This window comes from Mesorhizobium sp. ANAO-SY3R2 (assembly GCF_042466635.1).
GTDB lineage: Bacteria > Pseudomonadota > Alphaproteobacteria > Rhizobiales > Rhizobiaceae > Aminobacter.
Genome location: NZ_CP159955.1, coordinates 2656922 through 2682130, shown reverse-complemented (window position 1 = coordinate 2682130; position 25209 = coordinate 2656922). Strand labels below are relative to the sequence as shown.

General features: G+C 62.8%; 21 protein-coding genes and 1 tRNA gene. 12 read left to right on the top strand and 10 right to left on the bottom strand.

Annotated elements, in window-relative coordinates; all coding sequences use genetic code 11:
• Positions 1 to 132: 132 nt before the first annotated feature.
• The 6 genes from ABSY17_RS17930 to ABSY17_RS17905 form a co-directional block, all read right to left on the bottom strand.
• Positions 133 to 1245 carry a pyridoxal phosphate-dependent aminotransferase gene (locus tag ABSY17_RS17930; RefSeq protein WP_378943593.1) on the bottom strand — a complete coding sequence of 371 codons (1113 nt, stop codon included), beginning with the start codon at positions 1243 to 1245 and terminating at the stop codon, positions 133 to 135.
• 252 nt (positions 1246 to 1497) lie between these two features.
• Positions 1498 to 2511 (bottom strand): porin, encoded by a 1014-nt coding sequence (locus tag ABSY17_RS17925; protein WP_378943591.1) that lies wholly within the window; start codon positions 2509 to 2511, stop codon positions 1498 to 1500.
• Positions 2512 to 3540: 1029 nt separating this feature from the next.
• Complete coding sequence (locus ABSY17_RS17920) at positions 3541 to 4248, bottom strand: GntR family transcriptional regulator (RefSeq protein ID WP_378943589.1); 708 nt, start codon at positions 4246 to 4248, stop codon at positions 3541 to 3543.
• 749 nt (positions 4249 to 4997) lie between these two features.
• Positions 4998 to 5930 (bottom strand): tyrosine-type recombinase/integrase, encoded by a 933-nt coding sequence (locus ABSY17_RS17915; RefSeq protein ID WP_378952825.1) that lies wholly within the window; start codon positions 5928 to 5930, stop codon positions 4998 to 5000.
• Positions 5931 to 6187: 257 nt separating this feature from the next.
• Positions 6188 to 7351 (bottom strand): porin, encoded by a 1164-nt coding sequence (locus ABSY17_RS17910; protein WP_378943587.1) that lies wholly within the window; start codon positions 7349 to 7351, stop codon positions 6188 to 6190.
• A gap of 138 nt (positions 7352 to 7489) precedes the next feature.
• A tRNA-Ser gene (locus tag ABSY17_RS17905) sits at positions 7490 to 7580 on the bottom strand.
• Positions 7581 to 8032: 452 nt separating this feature from the next.
• On the opposite strand from ABSY17_RS17905, the gene ABSY17_RS17900 reads away from it, so the two are divergent.
• Entirely contained in the window at positions 8033 to 9052 is a 1020-nt protein-coding gene (locus ABSY17_RS17900) for a porin (RefSeq protein WP_378943585.1), read from the top strand.
• Positions 9053 to 9206: 154 nt separating this feature from the next.
• Here ABSY17_RS17900 and ABSY17_RS17895 read toward each other — a convergent pair whose 3' ends face one another.
• Together ABSY17_RS17895 and ABSY17_RS17890 are read right to left on the bottom strand one after the other, a co-directional pair.
• Positions 9207 to 10100: an alpha/beta fold hydrolase gene (locus tag ABSY17_RS17895; protein WP_378943583.1), complete on the bottom strand. Its 894-nt coding sequence runs from the start codon at positions 10098 to 10100 to the stop codon at positions 9207 to 9209.
• An 84-nt stretch (positions 10101 to 10184) separates the two neighbouring features.
• Complete coding sequence (locus tag ABSY17_RS17890) at positions 10185 to 12221, bottom strand: lytic transglycosylase domain-containing protein (protein ID WP_378943581.1); 2037 nt, start codon at positions 12219 to 12221, stop codon at positions 10185 to 10187.
• A 229-nt stretch (positions 12222 to 12450) separates the two neighbouring features.
• On the opposite strand from ABSY17_RS17890, the gene dapA reads away from it, so the two are divergent.
• Positions 12451 to 13332, top strand: coding sequence for a 4-hydroxy-tetrahydrodipicolinate synthase (gene dapA / locus ABSY17_RS17885; protein ID WP_378943579.1), 882 nt, complete (start codon positions 12451 to 12453; stop codon positions 13330 to 13332).
• 46 nt (positions 13333 to 13378) lie between these two features.
• On the top strand, positions 13379 to 13858 hold the full coding sequence (gene smpB / locus ABSY17_RS17880; RefSeq protein ID WP_378943577.1) for an SsrA-binding protein SmpB: 480 nt from the start codon (positions 13379 to 13381) through the stop codon (positions 13856 to 13858).
• Positions 13859 to 14670: 812 nt separating this feature from the next.
• Here smpB and ABSY17_RS17875 read toward each other — a convergent pair.
• Complete coding sequence (locus ABSY17_RS17875) at positions 14671 to 15342, bottom strand: uracil-DNA glycosylase (protein WP_378943575.1); 672 nt, start codon at positions 15340 to 15342, stop codon at positions 14671 to 14673.
• Positions 15342 to 15923, bottom strand: coding sequence for an NYN domain-containing protein (locus tag ABSY17_RS17870; protein ID WP_378943573.1), 582 nt, complete (start codon positions 15921 to 15923; stop codon positions 15342 to 15344). Before ABSY17_RS17870 ends, ABSY17_RS17875 begins: the two co-directional genes overlap by 1 nt.
• Before the next feature lie 282 nt (positions 15924 to 16205).
• Between ABSY17_RS17870 and rpoZ the strand changes: the two genes are divergently transcribed.
• From rpoZ to ABSY17_RS17825, 9 genes are all read left to right on the top strand, one after another.
• The gene (gene rpoZ, locus ABSY17_RS17865) at positions 16206 to 16604 is read left to right on the top strand and encodes a DNA-directed RNA polymerase subunit omega (RefSeq protein ID WP_378943571.1); all 399 of its coding nucleotides are present in this window, start codon (positions 16206 to 16208) and stop codon (positions 16602 to 16604) included.
• A 179-nt stretch (positions 16605 to 16783) separates the two neighbouring features.
• Positions 16784 to 19018, top strand: a complete 2235-nt coding sequence (locus ABSY17_RS17860; protein WP_378943569.1) for a RelA/SpoT family protein — start codon at positions 16784 to 16786, stop codon at positions 19016 to 19018.
• 37 nt (positions 19019 to 19055) lie between these two features.
• Positions 19056 to 19634, top strand: a complete 579-nt coding sequence (gene pyrE / locus ABSY17_RS17855) for an orotate phosphoribosyltransferase (RefSeq protein WP_378943567.1) — start codon at positions 19056 to 19058, stop codon at positions 19632 to 19634.
• A gap of 102 nt (positions 19635 to 19736) precedes the next feature.
• Positions 19737 to 20153, top strand: coding sequence for a holo-ACP synthase (acpS, locus tag ABSY17_RS17850; RefSeq protein ID WP_378943565.1), 417 nt, complete (start codon positions 19737 to 19739; stop codon positions 20151 to 20153).
• Positions 20154 to 20228: 75 nt separating this feature from the next.
• Positions 20229 to 20975: a signal peptidase I gene (lepB, locus tag ABSY17_RS17845; RefSeq protein ID WP_378943563.1), complete on the top strand. Its 747-nt coding sequence runs from the start codon at positions 20229 to 20231 to the stop codon at positions 20973 to 20975.
• Between the two features lie 2 nt (positions 20976 to 20977).
• Positions 20978 to 21700, top strand: coding sequence for a ribonuclease III (gene rnc / locus ABSY17_RS17840; protein WP_378943561.1), 723 nt, complete (start codon positions 20978 to 20980; stop codon positions 21698 to 21700).
• 29 nt (positions 21701 to 21729) lie between these two features.
• A complete protein-coding gene (gene era / locus ABSY17_RS17835) occupies positions 21730 to 22626 on the top strand; it encodes a GTPase Era (protein WP_378952822.1) in 897 nt (298 codons plus the stop codon).
• Positions 22627 to 22974: 348 nt separating this feature from the next.
• A complete protein-coding gene (locus ABSY17_RS17830; RefSeq protein ID WP_378943559.1) occupies positions 22975 to 24678 on the top strand; it encodes an ABC transporter ATP-binding protein/permease in 1704 nt (567 codons plus the stop codon).
• A gap of 108 nt (positions 24679 to 24786) precedes the next feature.
• Positions 24787 to 25191, top strand: coding sequence for a cupin domain-containing protein (locus ABSY17_RS17825; protein WP_378952819.1), 405 nt, complete (start codon positions 24787 to 24789; stop codon positions 25189 to 25191).
• The last annotated feature ends 18 nt before the right edge of the window (positions 25192 to 25209 follow it).

The window sequence follows — 25209 nt, the reverse complement described above, 5'->3', positions numbered from 1 at the left end:
GCAAAAAGTGAGGCAAAAACAGACAGACAGGCCGGAGGCGGTCCGGATCTATCCGGGCGTCCGACCCTCCAGGCCATCCCGCGCGCGTGGCTCGGGGGCGGTGATTTGCGGAGTGCAGTCCTGCCTGTTTGCTCAGCCGCCGCGCGCGGCAGCAATCGCGCCGGGCAGTTCCTCGGCGAAAATGTCGAGCTCGTGATCGAGGCCGACGCTCACCCGGATGCAGCGGTCGAGTACAGGCGCCATGGGCTTGCGGATGAACACGTCGCGAGCCAGCAGGTTACGCATGATCGACAGCGCGAATCCTGCGTTGCCGCCGCAGTCGATGGCGACGAAGTTCGTGCCCGAGGGCAGGGGATTGAGCCCGTTGTCGCGGGCAATGGCGGCAATGCGTTCGCGCCCCGCCGCCACCTTGGCGACGACCTCTGTCAGATAGGCCTGGTCGGCCAGTGCCGCTTCGCCGGCGATCTGCGCCATGCGGCTGACGCCATAGTGGTTGCGCACCTTTTCGAAGCTGGCGATCACCTCGGCATCGCCGAAAGCATAGCCGCAGCGGATGCCGGCAAGGCCGTAGGCTTTGGAGAACGTGCGCATGCGCACGACATTGGGCCGCGAAATGTCGACCGGCGGCAGCGCCGAGGCGGGAGCCGTCTCGCCATAGGCCTCGTCCAGCACCAGCATCGTCGTTTCCGGCAGGGCCTCGGCGAAGCGCAGGACCTCGTCCGCTTCCCACCAACTGCCCATCGGATTGTCGGGATTGGAGAGATAGACGATCGGGGTGTTCTCGCGCTTGACCGCCTCGAGCAGCCCCCCGAGATCCTCCTTGTCGTCGCGGAACGGCACCGGCACCAGCCGCGCGCCGACGCTGGCGACGTGGAAATTGAAGGTTGGATAGGCGCCGAGCGACGTCACCACCGGGCTACCTTCGGTCGCATACATGCGCACCACGAGGTTGAGCAGCCCGTCGATGCCTTCGCCGACCACGACATTCTCCGCTCCAATGCCGAGATGGCGCGCAAGTGCAGCCTTGAGGTCGAAATTGTCCGGGTCGCAATATTTCCACATCTCGGGCGCCGCCTCGATCATGCGGGCGACGACCCGCGGCGAAGGCCCGAAACCGCTTTCATTGGCGCCGATTCGCGCCCGGAACGGCTTCCCGCGCTCGCGCTCCTGCGCCTCGGGGCCGACAAACGGCACGGTGACCGGTAGGGCACGGATGACGGGGGTAAGCAGCGGCTTTGTGGTCATGGAAGCATACTCGTGAGGCAGGCCGCGCGCGTTCAAGCTGCGGCAAGGATCGGTATGCTTGAGCCTATACGACACAAAACGTGGTGGTTGCATGCGCTTTGTGTGCCGGGGCGAGAATTCTGCCGGGCTTTCGAACGCGAAATAAGGGCTGCGATCGGGTTTCGTCCGCGCTCCGGCAACATGCTGCCGGAACAAGAACGGCCCGGGTCTCGATGAGACCCGGGCCGCCTTTTCGCTTAAAGCGTCGCTCGATTAGAACGAAGCGTCGAGACGGAGGAAGCCGCCGAACGAGCCGTCGGTAGCCTTGTAGCTGTCGCCGTCGGTGTAGTTGACAGCCAGCTTGGCGTCGAGGTTCTGGACGATGTTGTAGTCGACAACGGCGCCGACGACCCAGTCGTTGTTGCCAGCAACAGCCGGAGCGAGGGTGGTGTTGTATGCATCGCCGAGGTACTGACCGCCGACGGTCAGGGCCAGCTTCTCGGTGGCCTGGAACACGACGTTGCCGCCGAGCGACCACTCGTAGCCGATGCCGTAGAAGCTCTCGCCCGAATCGTAGCTGGCGAGCGCCTGCAGCGTGACAGTGTCAGTCGCCTTGAAGCGAGCGATACCCTTCAGAGCGTATTCTTCTACGACCGAGTCGTAAGCGGCGTACAGGTCAACGCCGCCCCAGCCCTGAGCAACCGACGCCTTGCCGGTGATGTTCGGGACGTAGGAGTCGTTGTTCTCAGCCACTTCGAGGCCCGCGCTGAGCGCAATGCCGTTGCCGGCGTCGAAGGTGTAGCGAACCTGGTTGACGCGGTCGCCGCCAGCCAGTTCGAACTCGCCGTCGATGTCGCCGTCAAACAGCGTGTCGGTGCGGCCGACCAGCAGGCCGCCAAGCTCGAAATAAGCGTGACGAAGCTCGATGCCGGTCTCGTCTTTGCCGCTGACCGGGTCAATGCCGGAGTTCGCGAACTCGACCTCGATGAAGCGCTTGAACGTGCCGTACTCGGTTTCCGAACGAGCGTCGAACTTCAGGCGGGCAGCCGTTTCCTTGTTCCAGCCGTCGTCGCCGGTCTCGCCGGAGATTTCGTAACGAACCAGGCCGCCGACCTTGAGGCAGGTCTCGGTGCCGGGGATGTAGTAGAAGCCTGCGCCATAGACGTCGCAGACGCGGACGTATTCCATGGGCTCCGGCTCAGCAACGACAACGGCGTCGGCAGCACGGGCACCGGAAACTGCGACCAGCGCCGCAGCGGAGCCGAGAAGAAGGCTCTTAATGTTCATTTGAAGTCCTCATTTTATGCGCAGCCGTTGATTGCTGTGCATTGTGTTATTGCAATCGATGCTATGTCAGAAAGAAATCCATCGAGATGAATCAATTTCTGCGTCGTGATTGCCGCAGGTTGAACAGCGGATCAACCGCCAATGGCTCGGTTGGAAGGTTCACGGCATCTGATGATCGTCCCGCGTGGTATAAATGCCACAAATCGGCAATGTGCCCAGTTGCGTTGACTGGAGCCTGAGATGGTCTGGCTAACAGGCTGTTTGTGAATAACTTATTTGTGAGATGACACAGAACGCCAGAAATGCTTTGGGTTTGTCGACCGAATTTCGGTCTGACCTCCAGTCATGCTGACCTCAATGTGTATTGAAAATTCCCTGAATATGCATTGAGGAAAGCATGACGCAGGGGCAGGCGCATCCTGGTGCCTCTCCCTCTTTTCCCGAATTGCGATGGTTGGCTGTATTCCCGGATCTGGGCAGGATTGGCGCCATGCCGGCGCCGTGGCAGCTTCCGAAAGAGCATCGTCCTCCGAAAGTGCATCGCCCAATGAAAACACCGCCATCGCGGCGTAGTTGGGGCGCAAACTTGCTTGCAGCCGCATCCGGTCGGCAAGCCTTGCCGCAAGATCACGTTTCAGGGTTTTGAAGTCAGGAGCAGCCACGCCGGGCCGTCCGCCGCAGGCATGGGCAGGTCTTCCCATGCCGAGGCACGCAGCTTGGTGACGCTTTGGGTGGACTACAGCACCCCGCGTGTCCTTTTGGACGCGCAAAGGGCACTGTAGCACTTTGAACTTGTGCATGACCCTTTCCGAAAATCGATGCTGATTTTCGCTACGCGGACCTTCGGTTCGGGGTCATGCACCGGAGCAATTCCAGGAAAAGTGCGAAGCGGTTTTCCGCTCGGAATTGCGTCAAAACAAGGAGGTCGAGTGTTTTCGCGATTCGAAAAAAGCGGAAACGCTCTACGTGGCTAAGGCCGTGCCGATTCGCCCATCTGTTTGGTCAGGCGGGGGTGTTGGTCCGAAACACTCAGCATTTGCCAAGGATCGCCCTGAGGTCGACGCTGCCGTCGGTGACGCCAAAGCGCATCGACTTGCGTGCCCGGTCGATGGCGGCGGTAGCCGTTTGCAGGGCCTCGTCTTTTCTGCCCGCGTAGATCAACTGGTTGAGGGTCGTCGTGTATTCCACCGTGGCGATATTGCCCGTTACCCCCTGGTAGACGGACAGGGCAAGCGCAAGCCTGGAGGTCGCTCGCTCGAATTGCGCTGCCAGAACCAGGTTGCCGTAGATCAGGGCCAAAAGCGTGCCGTGCTCCATATGCAGGCGTCGGATCGCTTGAAGCTCATCCGCCTCTTTCTCGGCCTGAGCATGCAAAGCCAGCCGCTCGCGCTGCTCGGCACTGATGAGGTGCGGCTGATCGGCGAGTTTACCGACAATGTAGCCGCACATGGCCGATACCGCTTCACAGAGTTCGAGGGCATCGCGAGGCGAGGGTATGGCAACATAGGCGCCACGGTTGAGAGGCAGCGAAACGACGCCTTCTTGCTCCATGATCAAAAGCACCTTGCGGATCACCGTGCGGCTGACGCCGTAGATTTCACTCAAGGCCAATTCTTCAAGCTTCACGCCCGGGCGCAGCGACTGGCAGATGATCGCATGCCAGAGGTCGTCGTAGATATTGGCCTCCACGCCAACCAACGGTGCGACGATCAGCGACAGCGCGTCCTGATCGCTCATGGCCGGGGACAGAAAGCGTGCTGGCATGTGGTCTCCTCTCCAATAGCGACGAATGGAAAGTAGCCAGCGGCCGTCCGCAGGCCAAGCCTTTCTATGCGTCGCCCGGGTCTATTAGCGCAGACCCGATACCGTTGCCTTAACATATTGCGAGAGCTGAGTTTGGCGGGCCGCACGCGAATCTCCTGCCAACCCCGCGCTTGAGCGTTGCAAATGCCAGCGCACTTCCGGCTCATCAGCTATGCCGTGTGGCTCAGCCTGCGCATGGTCGAGGACTTGCTTGCCGCTCACGGCATTGACCTCTCGAACCGAGCCATCGCCGAACGGCGGGCAACATGCGCGTCAGAATGCTGGATGCGCAAAATGGCGTGCACCGTTCGATCATCATCGCCGAATCCGCTCTCTGCTCAGGGGAGCGACACGGGTCTGAGCATCGCCAGCAACATCGCCGCTTTTCAACGGGATCGGCGCGGTCCGGATGGCCAGGCAAGTGGGTCCTGACCCACATGGGACATTGGGCGCGTCGATGCAGGGGGAGCGTTCGGCAAAATGCCGGCCGACGCCACGACTTTGGCAAAATGCCGCTGGCGAATTGACGCTGGCGAATTCGAGGCCGGAGTGCAAACGGCGGGAGGACACGTGCATGTCGACGGCAATTGCCCTTCTCGGCGGTGCTGCGACAAGCTGCGAATCGCCTCTCCTGAAAGCCGCTTGCGGAGACAGCTTTGCGAACCTTCGGATGGAGGCTTCGCTCAGTGGCGTTCCAGCACCACCACACAGCGGTCGAGGTCGTTGGTTGCGAGATGGGCGTAGCGCATGGTCATCGCCAAGGTCTGGTGGCCAAGCCACATCTGCACGCGTCGGATGTCGATGCCGCCTTGCACCAACCGCGAAGCGCAGGTGTGGCGCAGGATGTGCGGTACCACCTGGTCGTCGGTGCCCAGGCCCACTTCCGCCTTGGCCTCGTTCCAGATCGCGCGAACCTGCGGCTGAGTCAGCATGGCGAACGGCCCTTTCGGGCGCGGTCCGCGCTCGGACTGCCACTTGGCGACCTGCTTGGCGCGCACGGTCAGCGGAATGGTGCGGCTGCGTCCCGACTTGGTGATCCAGAAGCTGACGCGGGTTTCCTGCACGTCGTTCCAGATCAGCCCCAGCGCCTCGCCGAGGCGGCATCCGGTGTCGACCAAAAAGACGCAAAGCCGGTAGCAATCCTCGCTCTTGGCCCTGATCGCGGCAAAAAGCCTGTCTTCTTCCTCGAGTTCGAGGAAGCGGATTCGCCCCGCGCGCTCCTTCTGGCGGCGGAACTCGGGCAGGCTGTGGACGTCCCCCATCTTGTAGGCCTTGCGCAACAGTTTGCTCAGGGCGGCCATCTTTCGATTGATGGTCGCGTTGCTGTTACCGCGTTGGCGCAGGGAGCCTATCAGGCTGTCGAGGGTTTCCTGGGAAAATGCGCTGAAGCGCTCGCCCAGAAGAATCTCGTCTATCTCACCGATGAAGGAGCTGACGTTGTACTTATGCTTCCCGTCGTCCCACAAAATGTCCTTGTATGACGAAAAAAGGTCCAAAACCCTGAATGACTTGACTTCTTTAATATTGCCAAAATTGTAAGTAACTTTGCAATTGGTCAACAGGGCGGCTGAATGGTGGCCGCTCAAAATATCGTCCTTGGAAGTTGCGTTCTTCATAAAGATACCAGCAACCCAGCGCCAAAAGCAGCCAAAGGCTACCCTAGCATGCGTCGTCCGGCAAGATGACGGTTGCAGATTTCGGTTCGTAATGTTCGAGCAGGCGGCGATGCCGTATCTGGCGCGAGCTTCACGTAACTGACAGCGTCCTCGTTTTCCTCTCCCGGTTGATACCCCCAGCGCCCTCCGCTGGTGTAATGGCAGCCCGGATTTCATGCGAAACCCGGGCTGCCTTTGTTGCTTAAGACGTCAGCCTATCAGAAGGCGGCGTCGAGGCGGATGAAGCCGTAGACCACGCCGCCGTCTTCTTCGAAGCTGTCGCCGTTGTAGTAGTTGACCGACAGCTTGGTATCGAGGTTCTGGATGATGTTGTAGTCGATGTCGGCGCCAATTCTCCAGTTGTTGTCGCCGCCTTCGCCAAACACGGGGACAAATTTGCCGGTGGTCGGAGGAGTGCCCGTGCCCGGAACAAATTTCTGGAGGTTGTCGTCGTGGAGGTTGGACAGATACTGGCCGCCGAAGGTCAGGCCCAATTTCTCGTTGACCTTGTATACGACGTCGGCGCCGACCGTCCATTCATAACCGATATACTCGGTGGTAACGCTCCAGTAGCTCGGGCCCGTCTCGTAGGTTGCGAGCAACTCAACGGTCAGGGCGTCGGTGGCCTTGAAGCTGGCGAGAGCCTTGAAGGCACCTTCGCCGAAGGCGTCGTCATAGGCTGCCCACAGGTCGACCGAACCCCAGCCCTGCGCGAACGACACCTTGCCGACGACCAGCGGAACGTAGTCGAAGTTGTAGGACTCTTCTTCCAAGCTGGCCGACAGCGTGATGCCGTTGCCGGCGTCGAATGTATAGCGGATCTGGTTGATGCGGTCGCCGCCGTTCTGGTCGAATTCCGCAGAGAGGCCACCGTCCCACAGCGTGTCGGTGTGGCCGATCAGCAGGCCGCCGAGTTCGATATAGGCGTAACGGAGCGTGGTGCCCGACTCTCCCATCAGGCCGGTCCAGACGTCGACTTCTTCAGAGCCAACGATATCATCGTCGTCAAGGACCGGCCTTCTGCCCTTGATCCAGCCGTTGTCCTCGGTGGCGCTGCCGCCGACGCTGTGCTGGATTTCGATGTAGCGGCGGAAGGTGCCGAATTCGCTTTCCGAACGCGCGTCCATCTTCAGACGGGCGAGCGCGATCTTCTTCCAGCCGTCGTCGTCGGTCTGGCCGTCGATTTCATAGCGAACCAGGCCGCCGATCCTCAGGCAGGTCTCGGTGCCGGGGATGTAGTAGAAGCCGGTGCCGTAAACGTCGCAGATGCGGACATATTCCATGGGTTCCGGTTCGGCGACGACGACGGCGTCGGCCGCACGTGCGCCGGAGACTGCGAGCAGAGCCGCAGCGGAGCCGAGAAGAAGGCTCTTGATGTTCATTTTCTGACCTCCAGTCAGAATCGCGACCGAAAACCGAAAACGGGGGCGCAAAACCGCACGAAATCGGCCGCGCTGAAGGCGCAAGCGATTGAAATGACGGGGGTCTTGGGAATTCTTTGGAAGGTGGCAGCGTGAGGCTGGCGGAGAGGATGGGATTCGAACCCACGAGAAGCTTTTGACCTCTACTCCCTTAGCAGGGGAGCGCCTTCGACCACTCGGCCACCTCTCCGTTGAGGCGCTGGATAAAGAAAAGGTGGGGCATAATCAATAAGCCTTTGCACCATTCTCCATAAAAAGAGTGCCTTTGGGCCTGGCGGGGGCGAATCTGTGGCGAGTCTCACGCCCGCCAGCTCGTGCACGAACACGATTCCCGGGGCCGCTGATGCGAATCCCCAGCGATTCCTGCCCGCCAGGGCCGTTGCCAAGCGGGCATAGATCTTAATGACTACTTTATGGGGGGTATCAAATCGTGTCATTTGTGCAACATCGCCCCCGGATAGCGTGCCGTCGCGTCACAGTTGGACGTGTTGGCTGTTGAACGGCGGCGGCGCTTGGGTAATGTCGGTCTCGAAGAAGGAACGCGGTGCGTGTCTTTTTCAAATGGGGATGGGGCAGGGAACGCTGTCCTTCAGCAAAAAATACCCAGACCCTCTTTTGAAACTTTTGACTGGAGGTCAGAAAATGAACATCAAGAGCCTTCTTCTCGGCTCCGCTGCGGCTCTGCTCGCAGTTTCCGGCGCTCGTGCAGCTGATGCTGTTGTCGTTGCTGAGCCCGAGCCCATGGAATACGTCCGCATCTGCGACGTTTACGGCACCGGCTTCTACTACATCCCCGGCACCGAGACCTGCCTGAAGGTCGGCGGCCTGGTTCGTTATCAGATCAGCTTCACCGATGAAGACAACGGCTGGGTCAAGTCGACGACGGCTCGCCTGAAGCTCGACGCCCGTTCGGAGACCGAATACGGCACCTTCCGTCGCTACATCGAGCTTAACGCTTCGAACAACGGCGGTAACGATGATCCGCGTCCGGGTCACTGGGCCGACAACAGCAGCTTCGCCGTCCGCTACGCCTACGTCGAACTCGGTGGCCTGTCGTTCGGTCGTAACGATACCCTGTTCGACGGCGGCATCTATGGCGAGTTCGACCAGGGCGGCGGCGACTTCATCAACCAGGTTCGCTACACCTTCGACGCCGGCAATGGCATCGCGATCAGCGGCGGTCTCGAAGTGGCCGTGAACGACGATTCCTACGTCCCGAACCTCACCGGCAAGGTGTCGGTCGCTCAGGGCTGGGGCGGCGTTGACCTGTTCGCTGCTTACGACTCGGTCGTTGAAGAATACGCTCTGAAGGGTATCGCCACCTTCAAGGCTTCGGATGCTATCTCGCTGCAGGTGATGGCGACCTACGGCTCGGGTTACAGCTTCTACGAAGTCGGCTTGGATGCCCTCCAGGCTTACGAGTGGTCGCTGGGCGGTGCGGTCCGCTTCCAGGCCAACGAGAAGCTGGCACTGGCCGTCGGTGGTCAGTACTTCGGCGACGAGTTCGTCACCGGCGCCAACGACTGGACCGTCGGCGCGACCGTTGACTACAACATCGTCAAGAACCTCGACGCCCTGCTGGCCGTCAACTACGTCGCAGGCGATACTGCTGCGACCGACAACACCTGGAACGGCTTCCTGCGTCTGAACGCAGCGTTCTAATCGGCTCTTGAGCTGATTTAGAGAAAACCCGGCGGGCAACCGCCGGGTTTTTTCGTTGTCGGTCAGGTGTGCGGTCTGCAAGCTGCCGGCGTGCGCGAGCGGCCGCTGGCGGGCAGCGGCCCTGCGCTCGTTCGTTCGCCCGGCGTGCTCCGTTCTACGGCCTATTCGGGCCGGGATTCGGCACACCCATCAGGAACGCCGCGATCCTTTCGGGCAGATCGCCGGTTTCCAGAAACGGCGCGTGGCCCTGGCCTTCGACCGTGATGGCCTTGAAGCGCGGATGCCGCCGGGCCATCTCTTTTAGCGTCTCGACAGAGAGCAGCCGTGAATTGGCGCCGCGGATAGCCAGAATAGGTAGGGCCGAGAGTGCTGCGAACTGCGGCCACAGGTCAGGCAAGGGCTGGTCGAGCTTCATCGCAAGCACCGTGTTGATCTGGGCCGGGTCGTAGTCGGCGACGGGTTTTCCGGTGTCGTCGCGATAGATTGCGCGGACAAAACGCTGCCAGTCGGCCTCGGCAAGTGCCGGAAAGGCATCGCCATGAATGGCCCGTTGCTGTGCCACCGCCTCGGCAAAATCCGCCGGGCGAGGGGCGTTCTCCAGATATGAGCGAATGTGGGCAAGCCCTGCAGGCTCGATCACCGGGCCGATGTCGTTGAGCACCACGGCCCTGACGAGCGTGGGCTGCATGACGCCAAGCACGTGGATGATCAGCCCGCCGCGCGAGATGCCGATGAACGCCGCCTCGTTGATCCCCAGTGCCGCGAGCCCGGTGAGGATGTCGGCCGCTTCTGTGCCGACATTGTAGTTCTGCCAGTTGGAATCGTAAGCTGACAGGCCCCGGCCGCGATAGTCGAAGCATATGATTCGACGCGGGCTTTCGGCGGTCAGGCGCAGCGCCAGTTCGTGGAAGTCGCGGGCGTTGCGGGTAAGGCCCGGCAGGCAGACGACCGGCAGGCGTCCATTGTCCTCGCCATAGATCCGGGCGTGGAGTTTCAGCCCGTCCTGCGCTTCGTAATAAAAATCCGAAAAACCTTCATCGCTTGCCATTGCCCGTCCCCGGAATCGCCGCCGATCTCAGAGGCATTGTGGGGCCACTGGCGAAGCGCGGTCAAACCGGGGGCCATGCCCGCGTCAGCGGCCGTTAATCAGGTCGCCTGAAATGTCGTAGGTGCCCGACAGGCGCATCTTGTAGACCTGATAATTCTCCATGACACGCTGGACGTAGCTGCGGGTCTCCGCAAAGGGGATGCGCTCGATCCAGTCGACGACGGTGTCGATATCCTTGCCGCGCGGGTCGCCATAGCGTTCGATCCACTGGGTGGCACGGCTCGGGCCGGCATTGTAGCCGGCGAAGGTCAGGATGTAGGAGCCGTTGAAGCGTCCAAGCTGCTCGCCGAGGAAGGCCGCGCCCAGCGTTGCATTGTAGCCGGCATCCGAGGTCAGCCGGTCGGCCGAATAGGCCATGCCCGCCTTCTTCGCCACTTCCTTGGCGGTGCCGGGCATCAGCTGCAGAAGGCCGCGCGCGCCGACGCCGGAGACGGCCGAAACGTTGAACTCGCTTTCCTGGCGCGCAATGGCGTAGGCCAGCGCCTTGCCCGAGCCCTCGATGTTGGCCGAGGCCGGGATGACGCCGACCGGATGCGACAGCGCGCCGACGTCGAGGCCACGCTGGGCGGCGATCTTGCCGACGCGCAGCGCCAGATAGTGGTTGTCCTGCTTTTCCGCCATGGCGGCGAGCAGAGCCAGTTCGCCTGGACTGTTCAGCTGGCCGGCGAGGTCGCGATAGAGTATTTCGGCGTAGCGCGCGTAGCCTGCGCCTTCCAGGCGGGTGATGGCGTTGACTGCCTCACGCTCGGAAAACGTTTTCCGCTCGGCGGCAGATGGTGTGGGATAGGCGACGTTGAGCGCCTTGCGGCCGATCCGCTCGGCGGCGAGTTGGCCGTAGAAGGTCGTGCCATAGGTGGCAGCGCGAGAATAGTAGTCGCCAGCCGTGCCGGGAGCACCCGATTCGGCGGCGCGGCCGAGCCAGTAATAGGCGCGCGATAGCGACAGCGGGGTGGCGGCGATCTCGGCGATGCGGGCGAAATGGAGCGACGCGGTCTTGGCGTCGTTGAGGCCGCGCAGGGCATACCAGCCGGCATGGAATTCGGCATCGGCGGCGTTGGTCGGGCTCTCCGCCGCATGGGCGGCGGCGATCTTGTAGGCGGTCTTGGCGTCGCCGTGGTCGACCAGTTCGCGCGACAGCGCCCGGCGTTCAATCCACCAGGCATCGGGATCGACCAGTGCTGCCCGCTCCTTCGGCGCCTTGAGCATGGCAGCGGCGGCATCGACGAACTTGTCGTTCCTGCGCAACAGGCGCGATTGGGCGAAGTAGTAGCCGGCTGAGCGCAGGTTCGCGGGCACCGCGTCCAGCAGCGCCTGGGCCTTCTTGTCGCCCTTGAGGACGGCCGCCCAGGCATCCGCCAGCGGCTTGGCGTCGGCGAGTTCGGCGACGCGCTGTGCGGAAGCGATGCGGTCGGCATAGAGCATCTTTTCCATGCGGAAGCGGTGGTCGGCGGCCGACAGAACGGTGCCGAACTCCTTGATGATCGCTGCCTCCTGCTTCGCCTCAAGCTTTTCGCTGCGCCAATAGGGGTTGATCGCCGCGTGCGCTGCCTTGGCGTCGCCGCGCGCCAGTTGCGAGCGGGCGAGCAGGATCGCGCCCTCGATGGTCTGCGGCTGGCTGCCGGCGAAGGCCTGGATCACGGTTTGCGGCTCGGGATTTTCGCGCGCCATGGCGCGTTCGCTGTTGCGGCGAAGGGTGGTGAGGCCCGGCCAGCCGGGCAGGGCCTGCGCTGCTGCGGCGATTTCGGTGCTGGGCACCCAGTCGCCTTTGATCGCGATCGCCCACATCAGGATGTGGCGGTCGAGTGCGGTGGCCGGCAGGCTGTCGCGGACGGCGCGGGCCTGCGCGACGTCTCCGGCCGACAGCGCGTCCAGGCCGCTCTTCAACTGGTCGATGGTGCCGAAGGCCGCGCGCGTGGCGTCGCCCTTGCCGATCGAGGCGAAGGGGAGGGCCCCGGTCGCGCCAAGGTCGAGCTCGGCGCCCGACGCAAGGGTGGTCGAGAGCGCAAGAACGGCGCCGAAAAGCACAGATCTCGGCCGGATGGCCGGAATGAAAGTGGTCATTCCCTGTCCTTGCACACGACCTTTTGCAGCCGCTAGCGCCGAGGCTAGCCGCCGGTGGTGAAGAGCCGGTAAATGAAAAGTTAGTGCCGCCATTCGAATTGCCCGTATATGCCCAACACCTCACTTGCCGCAAATTGGTGTCGAGACTATGGTGCGCGACCCTGTTTTCGACTAGAAAGCCGGCCATATCAAAAACCAAAAAACCGCAGGGTTCCTGGAGTTGGACGACATGCTGAGAGGCTCACTTACCGCGCTCGTGACACCATTCGAAAAGAATGGCCGTCTCGACGAGAAAGCCTTTCGCGCGCTTGTCGAATGGCAGATATCGGAGGGCACGACTGGCCTCGTCCCGGTCGGCACGACCGGCGAGTCGCCTACGTTGAGCCATGAGGAGCACCGCCGGGTGGTGGAGATCTGCGTCGAGGTGGCGCGAGGCCACGTGCCGGTGGTCGCCGGCGCCGGCTCGAACAACACCGAAGAGGCTGTCGGTCTGGTGAAGCACGCCGAGAGCGTCGGTGCCGATGCCGTCCTGGTCGTCACGCCCTATTACAACAAGCCGACGCAGCGCGGCCTCTATACCCATTTCGCGGCGGTCGCGCAGGCAACCACCCTGCCAATCATCATCTACAACATTCCACCGCGTTCGGTCATCGACATGACGCCGGAGACGATGGGCCGGCTGGTTCATGACTTCAAGAACATCAAGGGTGTCAAGGACGCGACCGGCAGGGTCGAGCGCGTCACGGAGCAGCGTCTGGCCTGCGGCAAGGATTTCATCCAGCTGTCGGGCGAGGACGCCTCCGCCCTCGGCTTCAACGCCCATGGCGGCGTCGGCGCCATTTCGGTGACGTCGAATGTCGCGCCGCGGCTTTGCGCCGAGTTCCAGAACGCCAGCCTGTCCGGCGACAAGGACAAGGCGCTCAATCTGCAGGACCGCCTGATGCCGCTTCACAAGGCAATCTTCATCGAGCCGGGCGCTTCGGGCGCGAAATACGCGCTGTCGCGCCTCGGCCGGATCGAGAACGTGCTGCGCTCGCCCCTGATGACCGTGGAGCAGTCGACCGCCGAGAAGATCGACGCGGCGATGAAGCACGCCGGCCTGATCGACTGAGCGGCGGAGGCTTGCGGAATATCCACTTCGCAGCCATAGCGATGTCATGAGCCAAGGCAAGAAATCCGATCCCAACAACAAGGTCGCCGCGGAGAACCGCAAGGCGCGGTTCAACTATGAGATCCTCGACACGCTCGAGGCGGGCATGGTGCTGAGCGGCACCGAGGTGAAGTCGCTGCGCCTCGGTCAGGCCAACATCCAGGATTCCTACGCCTCGTTCGAGGGTGGCGAACTCTGGCTGATCAATTCCTATGTGCCTGAATATCTGCAGGCCAACCGCTTCAACCACGAGACGCGTCGCCGCCGCAAACTGCTCGTCAACAAGCGCCAGATGGGCAAGCTTGCCCAGAGCATCGAGCGCGAGGGCATGACGCTGGTGCCTTTGAAGATCTACTTCAACGATCGCGGCATGGCCAAGATGCTGCTTGCCGTCGGTCGCGGCAAGAAGCTGCACGACAAGCGCGAGACCGAAAAGAATCGCGACTGGAACCGCGAGAAGGGACGCCTGCTCAAGGAGCGGGGGTGAGGAGTGGTGGCCGCAGGTCAGGAAAAGCCAACGATTTGGCTTTTCTAACGACGAACGCCTGAGGCCACAGCGGTGGGCTGGGGTGAGCTATACCTTTGGCCGGTTGGCAATGCCGGTTGCTTGGACCCGTCATCCCGGGCGAGCAGAGCGAGACCCGGGATCCATTGACTGGCGCGACCGGGTTCTCACTACGCACGGCCTACACCTAGGCGAGGACCCGGCCGCGCTAAACGATGTTCCAGTCAATGGATCCCGGATAACCTTCGCTTCGCTCCGGTTTCCGGGATGACGGCGTCTGTGTTGGCGCCAAGCTTCTTCACCGCCACGCTCGCTTTCGCGCCTGGCCATTGTCAAAGAGCGCTCCCTTGTCGGGAGATGGTTCGGGAAGCGGGGCGCGAGGCCGTGCCTTCCGATAGTATTTGTGTGGCGCGACGTTCGCGCCCCGCCCGGTTGCTTGCCCCGCTCAGTCGCCTCGGCATTTCCGCCGCCAGCCGCCGCAAGGCCCGGGCTTGGGGGTGAAACACCCAGCAGGAGAACCGACCTCCCGCCAGCCCGGCACCGGCGCTTCCCCCCGATGCCCGGTGCGCAGCCGGGGTCCCGTGGAAGATCGCCCGATCATGGTACGGGAGGTCTTGGAAGTGTGGAAAAACGGCGCGGGTTTTCCACGCGGTCTGCTGACAGATGGTGACATCTTGAGGCGGCCACCAATTGAATGCTCGAGTCCAGAGGGGGGCGAGGGGAGCGCGGAAAGCGCGGAAAGCGTTTCCACGTTTTCCGGGATGCTGAGATGGCGGCGACAATGCCTGGGCGCTTCAGTCCCGCTCCCGCAGGAAATCGGCTACGTCGTTGAAAACCTTGACGAACATTTCCTCAGTCAGCACACCTGTATTGGTATTGTAGCGCGAGCAGTGATAGCTTGAAAACAGTGCCAGATTGCCGACGTCATGGCGCGCACCGTGCTTGAACGGCACTGCCGCGACACGCGCGCCGAGCGCCCGCACGGTCGATTGGTGAGCGATCGCGCCAAGGGTCAGGATGGCGCGCAGGTTGGGAAAGCTCGCAATGGTCGGGGTCAGGAAGCTGCGGCAGGTGTTGATCTCGGCGCCCACCGGCTTGTTGTCAGGCGGCACGCAGCGGACCGCATTGGTGATCGCCGTCCCGATCAGTTCCAGCCCGTCGTCCGGCCGCGCCTGGAAGGTTCCGCGCGCCATGCCGAAACGGCCGAGCGTCGAATAGAGCAGGTCGCCGGCATAGTCGCCGGTGAAGGGCCGGCCGGTGCGGTTTGCGCCGCGCAAGCCGGGCGCCAGCCCGACGATGAGGAAACGCACGCTGTCCGCACCTTCCTGTGGCAGGAAGGAGCGGACGGGCGCGTTGTACCAGCCGGGCTCGCGCTGCCGCCAGCCTGCGATGAAGTCGTGCAGGCGGGGGCAGAGCGCGCAATCCCGCTCGGGATCGGCTTGCATGGCAGGTGTTGCAATCAGCATCAGCTATCGTCGGGCTCAGGCTCGATCGGTTCAACCTTGCGTACCGGGCGCTCCGAAGGCTCGCGGCCAATCTCGGCCTTCAGCGTCATCAGGTCGATGAAGTGGTCGGCCTGGCGGCGCAGGTCGTCCGAGATCATCGGCGGCTGCGATGCCATCGTCGAGATCACGCTGACCTTGCGGCCGCGACGCTGCAGGGCTTCGACCAGCGTGCGGAAGTCGCCGTCGCCGGAGAAGATGACGTAGTGGTCGACGACATCGGCAAGCTCAAGCGCATCGACGGTCAGTTCGATGTCCATGTTGCCCTTGATCTTGCGCCGGCCGGTCGCGTCGGTGAACTCCTTGGCCGGCTTGGTGACGACCTTGAAGCCGTTGTAGTCGAGCCAGTCGATCAGCGGACGGATCGAGGAATATTCCTGATCCTCGACGAGCGCTGTGTAGTAGTAGGCTCTGAGAAGGTAACCGTGTTTCTGGAAGCTGGCGAGAAGCTTGCGGTAGTCGATGTCGAAGCCAAGAGCGCGCGAGGTGGCGTAGAGGTTGGCTCCATCGATGAAGAGTGCGATTTTTTCGCGTGGATCAAACATAGGAAAATTTCCTTGTTGAAATAGGCTGTCGCCGAATAAGTCTGTGTCGAGTGTTTTCGTCTCCCCCCGATCAAATACCCTAGCCCTATCCGGCTGATATCGCCCGCAGTGAGTCATTGCCAAGGGGCGATGGTCGTGGCGTAGTAAAAAACTGTGGGTGGACGGATACCGGGATTCCGGCGCTTCACCCGAGTACACAGGCTTCATGCTTGAATTGCGAGGCCTTTCAGGTTAATGCACGCGCCAGCTTTCCGTCAAATACATGCATGAAAGGGGCACTTCATGGCCCGCGTAACCGTTGAAGACTGCATTGACAAGGTCGGCAACCGCTTCGAGCTGGTGCTGCTCGCTGGCCATCGCGCCCGCCAGATCTCGCAGGGCGCACAGATCACGATTCCTCGCGACAACGACAAGAACCCGGTTGTCGCCCTGCGCGAGATCGCCGACGAGACGCTGTCGCCTGATGACCTGAAGGAAGATCTGATCCACTCGCTGCAGAAGCATGTCGAGGTCGACGAGCCCGAACCCGAAGCCCCCGAAGCTGCAGTCGATGCGACCGGTGTGGCGGCGATCGAGGCCGAAGAAGCCGAAGAGAACATCGCCTTCGACCGCATGACGGAAGAAGACCTGCTCGCCGGCATCGAAGGACTGGTGGCACCCGAGAAGAGCGACGACTTCTGAGACCCTTGTGAGTTTTCCCTGTCGGCCGACCGGGCCGGTGGGGGAAATGGCAAAAAGGCTTGGCAGAACGTGATCCGGCCGCAACGGGGCCTTCCACGCCGCCAGATCAGTGGTTATCTATGACATGCGCCGCAAGTCCTTGCGGCGCATGATTCATTTCCAGTACCGGGAAGCTGCCCATGATGCGTCAGTATGAGCTTGTCGAGCGCGTCCAGCGCTACAAGCCTGACGTCAACGAGGCGCTGCTCAACAAGGCCTATGTCTACGCCATGCAGAAGCATGGCCACCAGCGCCGCGCCTCGGGCGACCCCTATTTCTCGCATCCGCTGGAAGTCGCGGCGATCCTCACCGACATGCATCTCGACGAGGCGACCATCGCGGTCGCCCTGCTGCACGACACCATCGAGGACACGTCCGCCACCCGCGCCGAGATCGATGAACTGTTCGGCCCCGACATCGGCAAGCTGGTCGAGGGACTGACCAAGCTCAAGAAGCTCGACCTCGTCTCCAAGAAGGCCGAGCAGGCGGAGAATCTGCGCAAGCTTCTGCTGGCCATCTCCGAGGATGTGCGGGTGCTGCTGGTCAAGCTGGCCGACCGGCTCCACAACATGCGCACGTTGCACCATGTGCCGGAGAGCAAAAGGCTGCGCATCGCCGAGGAGACGATGGAGATCTATGCGCCGCTCGCCGGGCGCATGGGCATGCAGGGCATGCGCGAGGAGCTCGAGGAACTGGCCTTCCGCTATATCAATCCGGAAGCCTACCGGACGGTTACGGAAAGGCTGAAGGATCTTTCCGAGCGCAACAAGGGCGTGCTCGAGGACATCGAGAAGTCGTTGTCGCAGCTGTTCGAGAAATACGGAATCAAGGCCACGGTGACGAGCCGGCAGAAGAAGCCGTGGTCGGTGTTCCGCAAGATGGAGACCAAGGCGCTGTCCTTCGAGCAGCTGTCCGACATCTTCGGCTTCCGCGTCATCGTCGACAGCCTCGAGGATTGCTATCGGGCGCTCGGCGCCATCCACACGACCTGGTCGATGGTGCCGGGACGCTTCAAGGACTACATCTCGACGCCCAAGCAGAACGACTATCGTTCCATCCACACCACCATCGTCGGGCCGGCGCGCCAACGCATCGAGCTGCAGATCCGCACCCGTGAGATGAACAAGATCGCCGAATACGGCGTGGCCGCGCATTCGATCTACAAGGACAATGTCGCCAAGCTGAACGGCGCCGGCCACCAGATCTCCAAGGACACCAACGCCTATGGCTGGCTGCGGCGGACGATCGAGCAACTAGCCGACGGCGACAATCCCGAGGAGTTCCTGGAGAACACCAAGCTCGAGCTGTTCCAGGACCAGGTGTTCTGCTTCACGCCGAAGGGCATGCTGATCGCGCTGCCGCGCGGCGCCACCCCCATCGACTTCGCCTATGCTGTTCATACCGACGTCGGCGACACCTGTGTGGGCGCCAAGGTCAATGGCCGGGTGATGCCGCTGATGACCGAACTCAAGAACGGCGACGAGGTCGAGATCATCCGCTCCAAGGCGCAGGTGCCGCCGGCGGCGTGGGAATCGATCGTGGTCACCGGCAAGGCGCGCTCGGCGATCCGGCGGGCGACCAAGAACGCGATCCGCAAGCAATATTCTGGCCTGGGCACGCGCATCCTCGAACGTACCTTCGAACGGGCGGGCAAGAAATTCTCCAAGGACAGCCTGAAGCCGGTGCTGCATAGGCTGGCGCGCAAGGACATCGAGGACGTGCTGGCGTCGGTCGGACGCGGCGAGCTGGCCTCGAACGATGTCGTGCGCGCCGTGTTCCCCGACTACAAGGAAGAGCGTGCCACGCCCGCGGCCTCGAAGCCGCGTGAGGAGGGCTGGTCGAAGATCCGCAACGCCGCCGGCATGCTGTTCCAGATTCCGGGGCGGTCGTCGGCCCCGCAGCGCAAGGAGCCCAAGCGCTGGGGACCGGCGGTGCCGATCCGTGGCGTCAGCGGCGACCTGCCGGTGCGCTTCGCACCCGAAGGGGCGGTGCCGGGCGACCGCATCGTCGGCATCATGCAGCCGGGCTCGGGCATCACGATCTATCCGATCCAGTCGCCGTCGCTGATGGCCTTCGACGACCAGCCGGAGCGCTGGATCGACGTGCGCTGGGACCTCGACGAAGGCTCCAAGGAGCGCTTCCCGGCCCGGCTTTCGGTGACGGCGATCAACGCGCCGGGCTCGCTCGCCGACATTGCCCAGGTGGTGGCCGCCAACGATGCCAACATCCACACGCTGTCGATGGTGCGCACCGCGCCCGACTTCACCGAAATGCTGATCGATCTCGAGGTCTGGGATCTGAAGCACCTGAACCGGCTGATCTCCCAGCTCAAGGAAAACACCAGCGTCAGCGACGCGCGCCGCGTCAATGGCTAAGCTCTGGGGCTAAGCTCCGGCGACAGGAAAGACAAAGATGCAGACGAAAGAGGTTCTCGATATTTTCCGTTCGGCGGGTGCGGTGCTGGAGGGCCACTTCATCCTGACGTCGGGCCTGCGCAGCCCGGTGTTCCTGCAGAAGGCGCGCGTCTTCATGCATGCCGACAAGACCGAAGCGCTGTGCACGGCGCTGGCCGACAAGATCCGCGCCGAGGTGAAGGGCGACATCGACTATGTCGTGGGCCCGGCGATCGGCGGCCTGATTCCGGCCTACGAGACCTCGCGGCACCTCAAAGTGCCGGCGATCTGGGTCGAGCGCGAGCAGGGCACCTTCCGCCTGCGCCGATTCGAGATCGAGAAGGGTGCCCGCGTCGTCATTGTCGAGGACATCGTGACCACCGGACTGTCGATCCGTGAGACCATCGAATGCCTGCGTGAACTGGGCGCCGAGGTGGTAGCTGCGGCCTGCATCATCGACCGCTCGGCTGGCAAGACCGATGTCGGCGTGCCGCTGATCGCACTCGCCGAATACGAGGTGCCGGCCTATCCCGCCGACCAGCTGCCGCCGGAACTGGCGGCGATCCCGGCGGTGAAGCCGGGCAGCCGGAATATCTAGTCGGATGGCGCTGCGCCGGGTCACTCCCCTTTGGCCTGCCGGCCATCTCCCCCGCAAGGGGGGAGACCGGCAGCTTTGGCGCCGCGCGCCAGGGGGCAAAAGATGATCATCGGCATCGGCAGCGACCTCGTCGACATCAGGCGGATCGAGAAGTCGATCGAGCGCCATGGCGAGCGTTTCATCGCGCGCATCTTCACCGCGGCCGAGCAAGAGCGGGCGGAAGGGCGGCGCGCGCGCGTCGCCTCCTACGCCAAGCGCTTCGCCGCCAAGGAGGCTTGTTCCAAGGCGCTCGGCTGCGGCATCGCCGAGGGCGTGTTCTGGAGCGAGATGGGCGTGGTCAACATGCCCGGCGGGCGGCCGACCATGGAACTGACCGGCGGCGCGGCCAAGCGGCTGGCGGCGATGACGCCGCAGGGCCACCGGGCGGTCGTGCATGTCACCATCACCGACGATTTTCCCCTTGCACAAGCCTTTGTGATCATCGAGGCGCTGCCGGTCGAAGAACCGCCACTATCTTAAGGTTTTGCCGACGGCTGAGACATTGCCCCCGGGCGTGCGAGCCCTTATACCATCGCGACCTGCAACGAGGACGATATGAGCGTGGCTGAAAAACAGAAGAAGTCGGGCGGTCTCGGCGAGACCGTGAGCGTCATCGTCCAGGCGTTGCTGCTGGCGCTGGTGATCCGTACCTTCCTGTTCCAGCCGTTCTCGATCCCGTCTGGCTCGATGCGTCCGACCTTGCTCGAGGGCGACTATCTGTTCGTCACCAAGTGGGCCTATGGTTTTTCGCGCTATTCGCTGCCGCTGTCGCCCAACCTGTTCTCGGGCCGCATCTTCGGCTCCGATCCCGAGCGCGGTGACGTCGTCGTCTTCAAGTTCCCGCCCAACCCCTCGCTCGACTACATCAAGCGCGTCGTCGGCTTGCCCGGCGACCGCATCCAGATGAAGGAGGGCGTGCTCTACATCAACGGCACAGCCGTGCCGCGCGAGAAGGTCGGCCAGATCGACAACCCTGACATCACCGAGGTCAACCGCCCGGTCGACGTTTATCGCGAGACCCTGCCCAATGGCGTGTCCTATGAGACGCTCGACCTGACGCCGAACTCGATCGGCGACGACACGCGCGAATTCGTCGTGCCGGAAGGCCATTTCTTCATGATGGGCGACAATCGCGACAACTCGACCGACAGCCGCTTCAACGTCGGCTACGTGCCGGCTGAAAACCTCGTCGGTCGCGCCAACATCATCTTCTTCTCGATCGCCAATGGCGCAAGCCCGCTGGAAATCTGGAAATGGCCGTCCGACATGCGCGCCTCGCGCCTGCTCAACTCCGTTCACTAGGCATGGCTGGCAAACGGCTCACCGCCACGGAAATCGCCGATGCGCTGCAACTCCGCACCGGCCACATCTTCCGCGACCACCGGCGCCTGCAACGGGCGCTGACGCATGGCAGCGCACGCAGCGCCAATGCCGGCGTCGACTATGAGCGCTTCGAGTTCCTGGGCGACCGGGTGCTCGGGCTGGTCATCGCCGACATGCTGCTGGCGGATTTCCCGGACGCGCCCGAAGGCGAGCTTTCGGTGCGCCTCAATGCGCTGGTCAATGCCGAAGCACTTGCCCAGATCGCCGACGAGATCGGCCTCGCCGAACTGATCCGCGCCGGCTCCGAGGTGCGCAATCTCGCTGAACGCAAACGGGTCAACTTGCGCGCCGACGCACTCGAATCGCTGATCGCCGTCATCTATCTCGACGGCGGGCTGGATGCGGCGAAGCGCTTCATCCACAAATACTGGAAGCCGCGCGCCGAGGCCGTGGGTGCGGCCCGCCGCGACCCCAAGACCGAATTGCAGGAATGGGCGCACCAGGCCGCAAGCGCGGTTCCCGCCTATCAGATTGAAAGCCGCACCGGCCCCGACCATGATCCCGTCTTCACGGTCAGCGTCAGGGTCGGAGAATTTTTGCCTGCCACCGGCACTGGGCGCTCCAAGCGCGAGGCCGAGCAGAACGCCGCCGCCACCGTGCTTGTGCGCGAGGGTGTGTGGAAGAACGAGGAGACCGCATCGTGACCGATGCCCCTGAGACCGCCAGCCCCGAAATGGCTGCAACCCGCTCCGGCTTTGTCGCGCTGCTCGGCGCACCGAACGCCGGCAAGTCGACGCTGGTCAACCAGCTGGTCGGCGCGAAAGTGTCGATCGTCACCCACAAGGTGCAGACGACGCGCGCCATCGTGCGCGGCATCGCAACCCACGACAACGCCCAGATCGTCTTTGTCGACACCCCCGGCATCTTTAAGCCGAAGCGCCGGCTGGACACGGCCATGGTGACCACCGCCTGGGGCGGGGCCAAGGACGCCGACGTGATCCTGGTGCTGATCGACGCCGAGCGCGGCATCCGTGGCGACGCCGACGCCATCCTCGAGCGGCTCAAGGACGTGCGCCAGCCCAAGATGCTGATCCTCAACAAGGTCGACAGGGTGAAGCCGGAGGCGCTTTTGAAGCTGACCTCCGAGGCCAACGAGCGCGTCGATTTCGAGCGCACCTTCATGGTCTCCGCCCTGACCGGGTCGGGCTGCAAGGACCTGCTCGACTTCCTCGCCAAGCGCCTGCCCGAAGGACCCTGGTACTATCCTGAAGACCAGATCTCCGACCTGCCGATGCGCCAGCTTGCGGCCGAGATCACCCGCGAAAAGCTCTATCTGCGCCTGCATCAGGAACTGCCTTACTCCTCCCATGTCGAAACCGAGAAGTGGGAAGAAAAGCCAGACGGCTCGGTGCGCATAGAGCAGGTCATCTATGTCGAGCGCGACAGCCAGAAGAAGATCGTGCTCGGCCACAAGGGCGAGACGATCCGCGCCATTGGCCAGTCTTCGCGCATGGAGATTGCGGGCATCCTCGAGCAGAAGGTGCACCTGTTCCTGTTCGTCAAGGTACGCGAGAACTGGGGCAACGACCCCGAGCGCTACCGCGAGATGGGGCTGGAGTTCCCGCACTAAGGTCTTTTTTCGACCTGCAGGCCAACGGTTCGACGTCTCACAGACAGCGCGGCGCCCCCCTGAACGGGAGCGCCGCGTATGCCTTCGTTTTTGCTGCGGAATCGGCGAAGGCGCGGCCGCATTGAAGCGTGGACGACCGCGAATTTTCAGCGGGATCGGAGTAAGATCGGCTCCGAACCGGAGCATCCCGCGTGACGTCTGTAGCACCCGAGAGCAGGATTGAGTTGTCCCGACTGACGTGGAGCGTATGACACGCGCGCAGCCCACCGCTGCAATTGGGGTCGCCTATAAGCTGCCCGTCAGTCCGAGCCTTCAAGGGGCGCTTCGAGCCAGCCGATGGGGAGAACGATGGACCGACAGCAAACTTCGCTCCGGCTGACCGCCGCCCGCTTCGTACGATCCGTTGGCATGTTCATCAGCTCCGAGTTTGGCCGAAAGGCCAGATTGATGTTTGCCGTTCTCATCGCGCTACTGTTCGGCATCAGCGGCCTGAATGTCGCCAACAGCTTTGTCGGCCGCAACTTCATGTCGGCAATCGCCGAGAAGCAGACCGCCGAGTTCATGCGGCAAGCGCTGTTCTACATCGGTGTGTTCGCCGCCTCCACGGTGGTTGCTGTGTTCGCCCGGTTTGCCGAAGAGCGGCTTGCCCTGCTCTGGCGGGAGTTCCTGACGCGGCGGGCGGTCGGAATGTATCTCGCCGGGGGCGCCTATTATCGCCTCGACGCTTCGGGGGAGCTTTCGCACCCGGATCAGAGAATAGCGGAGGACATCCGCGCGTTCACCGTCACGACGCTCTCCTTCAGCATCATGATGCTGAACAGCATCCTGACGATCGTGACCTTTTCCGGGGTCCTGTGGACGATCAGCCCGCTGCTCTTTGTCGTGGCCGTCCTCTATGCGGCATGCGGCTCCTACCTGATCATCATGCTGGGCCGCCCCCTGATCAACCTCAACTATGATCAGCTCGACAAGGAGGCGACCTTCCGGAGCGGCCTTATCGGCGTGCGGGAAAACGCCGAGGCGATCGTCGTGTCGCGTGGCGAAGAGCGGTTGGGCGTGAATCTGATGCAGCGTCTCGATGACCTCGTTGCCAATTTCCGCCGCATCACTGCCGTCAACCGCAATGTCGGCCTCTTCACCACCGGCTACAGCTGGCTGATCCAGATCATCCCTGTACTCATCATCGCCCCCGCCTTCATGCGCGGGGAGATCGAATTCGGTGTGATTACCCAGTCGGCCGCGGCGTTCGCGACCCTGGTGGCGGCGTTTTCGTTTGTCGTCACCCAGTTTCAGCAGATCTCAAACTTCGCGGCCGTGGTGTCACGCCTGAGCTCGCTGCTGGAGGCGATCGAAAAGGTCGGGGCAAAGACGGAAGGCGGAATCGAAATGGTCGAGGCCGAGGGGCGTCTCGCCTACGAGCATCTGACGTTGCTGTCCTCGCCGGGCGGCCCGCCTTTGCTGGAGGATCTGTCGGTATCGATGCCACGCGGCTCTCGAATCCTCGTCACCGGATCCGATGAGAGTGCGGGCATGGCATTGTTCCGGGCAACGGCGGGCATCCCATCCGAAGGCACGGGGCGCATCGTCCGCCCGGGCGCCGACGAAATCAGCTTCGTACCGCAGCAACCCTATCTGTCTCCGGGGACATTGCGTGGAATCCTGGTGCCTTCCGGCAGGGCGGGTGAGATCTCCGACGAGCGGATCTTCCAGCTGCTTGGCGAACTCGGCATCGAACGCGTCAAAGACCTGGCAGGCGGGGACCTGGCAGGCGGGCTGGACACGGAGCAGGATTGGGCCGCGGTGCTCACCATGCGCGAGCAGCAACTGCTGGCCCTCGCAAGCATTGTCCTGGCAGCCCCGGGTTTCGTTTGCCTGGAAAAGGCCGAGGCTGTTCTCGACCCCGAAGAACTTGATCGGGTGCTGCGCGAACTTTCCGAGGTTTCGACAACCTCAGTCAATTTCGGAGAAGCCGATGGGGCGTACGATTTCTATGATGCGGTGCTCGAGTGTCGCGAAGACGGCACGTGGCGCTGGACGACAGGACTGCATTGAGTTGCAGCTTTGGATTGTGAAATTCGTTGCTGGAATGCGCGGCGAGGTTTATCGTACATCGCGCATTGCATGGACAACGGACGCAAGGGGGACGCTCTCTTGAAGGCTGTGGTTCATATCGATCATGCGCTCGAAGAATGGCGCGCGGGGGTGCTGGCACGCATGCTCGTGTCGGCCCGCGCCGGTGCCTCGCAGCTTTGCATCTTTGAGCAGTGGGTGGTGCCCGGGGCGGGCGCGCCGATCCACCATCACCCCGTCGAGGAAGTCCTGACGGTCATGGCCGGCGACGCCGGGTTCTGGCTGGAAGGTGAAACCCTGGAAATGTCCGCCGGGCAGACTTTGGTCGTTCCGGCGCAATGGAGGCACGGGTTCCGAAATATCGGTCGGTCGGAATTGCATTTGCATGCGGTCCTGGCATCGGCTGAGTTCGAAGCGACGCTGGAAGGCAGCGGAGAGACGATACGGCGCTGGGGGGCTCTGTTTCCCGATGACGGGTCGGCTGGCTACCGGTAAGGGAGACGAGCCTGGGTT

Bases quoted from the DNA above. Each gene is read 5' to 3' on its own strand.
- ABSY17_RS17870 (WP_378943573.1), bottom strand. From the start codon at position 15,923: ATGTTTGATCCACGCGAAAAAATCGCACTCTTCATCGATGGAGCCAAC.
- ABSY17_RS17875 (WP_378943575.1), bottom strand. From the start codon at position 15,342: ATGCTGATTGCAACACCTGCCATGCAAGCCGATCCCGAGCGGGATTGC.
- ABSY17_RS17895 (WP_378943583.1), bottom strand. From the start codon at position 10,100: ATGGCAAGCGATGAAGGTTTTTCGGATTTTTATTACGAAGCGCAGGAC.
- rnc (WP_378943561.1), top strand. From the start codon at position 20,978: ATGGCTGGCAAACGGCTCACCGCCACGGAAATCGCCGATGCGCTGCAA.
- ABSY17_RS17920 (WP_378943589.1), bottom strand. From the start codon at position 4,248: ATGAGCGATCAGGACGCGCTGTCGCTGATCGTCGCACCGTTGGTTGGC.
- ABSY17_RS17860 (WP_378943569.1), top strand. From the start codon at position 16,784: ATGATGCGTCAGTATGAGCTTGTCGAGCGCGTCCAGCGCTACAAGCCT.
- ABSY17_RS17910 (WP_378943587.1), bottom strand. From the start codon at position 7,351: ATGAACATCAAGAGCCTTCTTCTCGGCTCCGCTGCGGCTCTGCTCGCA.
- ABSY17_RS17890 (WP_378943581.1), bottom strand. From the start codon at position 12,221: ATGACCACTTTCATTCCGGCCATCCGGCCGAGATCTGTGCTTTTCGGC.
- lepB (WP_378943563.1), top strand. From the start codon at position 20,229: ATGAGCGTGGCTGAAAAACAGAAGAAGTCGGGCGGTCTCGGCGAGACC.
- ABSY17_RS17830 (WP_378943559.1), top strand. From the start codon at position 22,975: ATGGACCGACAGCAAACTTCGCTCCGGCTGACCGCCGCCCGCTTCGTA.
- ABSY17_RS17915 (WP_378952825.1), bottom strand. From the start codon at position 5,930: ATGAAGAACGCAACTTCCAAGGACGATATTTTGAGCGGCCACCATTCA.
- era (WP_378952822.1), top strand. From the start codon at position 21,730: ATGGCTGCAACCCGCTCCGGCTTTGTCGCGCTGCTCGGCGCACCGAAC.
- ABSY17_RS17900 (WP_378943585.1), top strand. From the start codon at position 8,033: ATGAACATCAAGAGCCTTCTTCTCGGCTCCGCTGCGGCTCTGCTCGCA.
- ABSY17_RS17930 (WP_378943593.1), bottom strand. From the start codon at position 1,245: ATGACCACAAAGCCGCTGCTTACCCCCGTCATCCGTGCCCTACCGGTC.
- acpS (WP_378943565.1), top strand. From the start codon at position 19,737: ATGATCATCGGCATCGGCAGCGACCTCGTCGACATCAGGCGGATCGAG.
- dapA (WP_378943579.1), top strand. From the start codon at position 12,451: ATGCTGAGAGGCTCACTTACCGCGCTCGTGACACCATTCGAAAAGAAT.
- rpoZ (WP_378943571.1), top strand. From the start codon at position 16,206: ATGGCCCGCGTAACCGTTGAAGACTGCATTGACAAGGTCGGCAACCGC.
- pyrE (WP_378943567.1), top strand. From the start codon at position 19,056: ATGCAGACGAAAGAGGTTCTCGATATTTTCCGTTCGGCGGGTGCGGTG.
- ABSY17_RS17925 (WP_378943591.1), bottom strand. From the start codon at position 2,511: ATGAACATTAAGAGCCTTCTTCTCGGCTCCGCTGCGGCGCTGGTCGCA.
- smpB (WP_378943577.1), top strand. From the start codon at position 13,379: ATGAGCCAAGGCAAGAAATCCGATCCCAACAACAAGGTCGCCGCGGAG.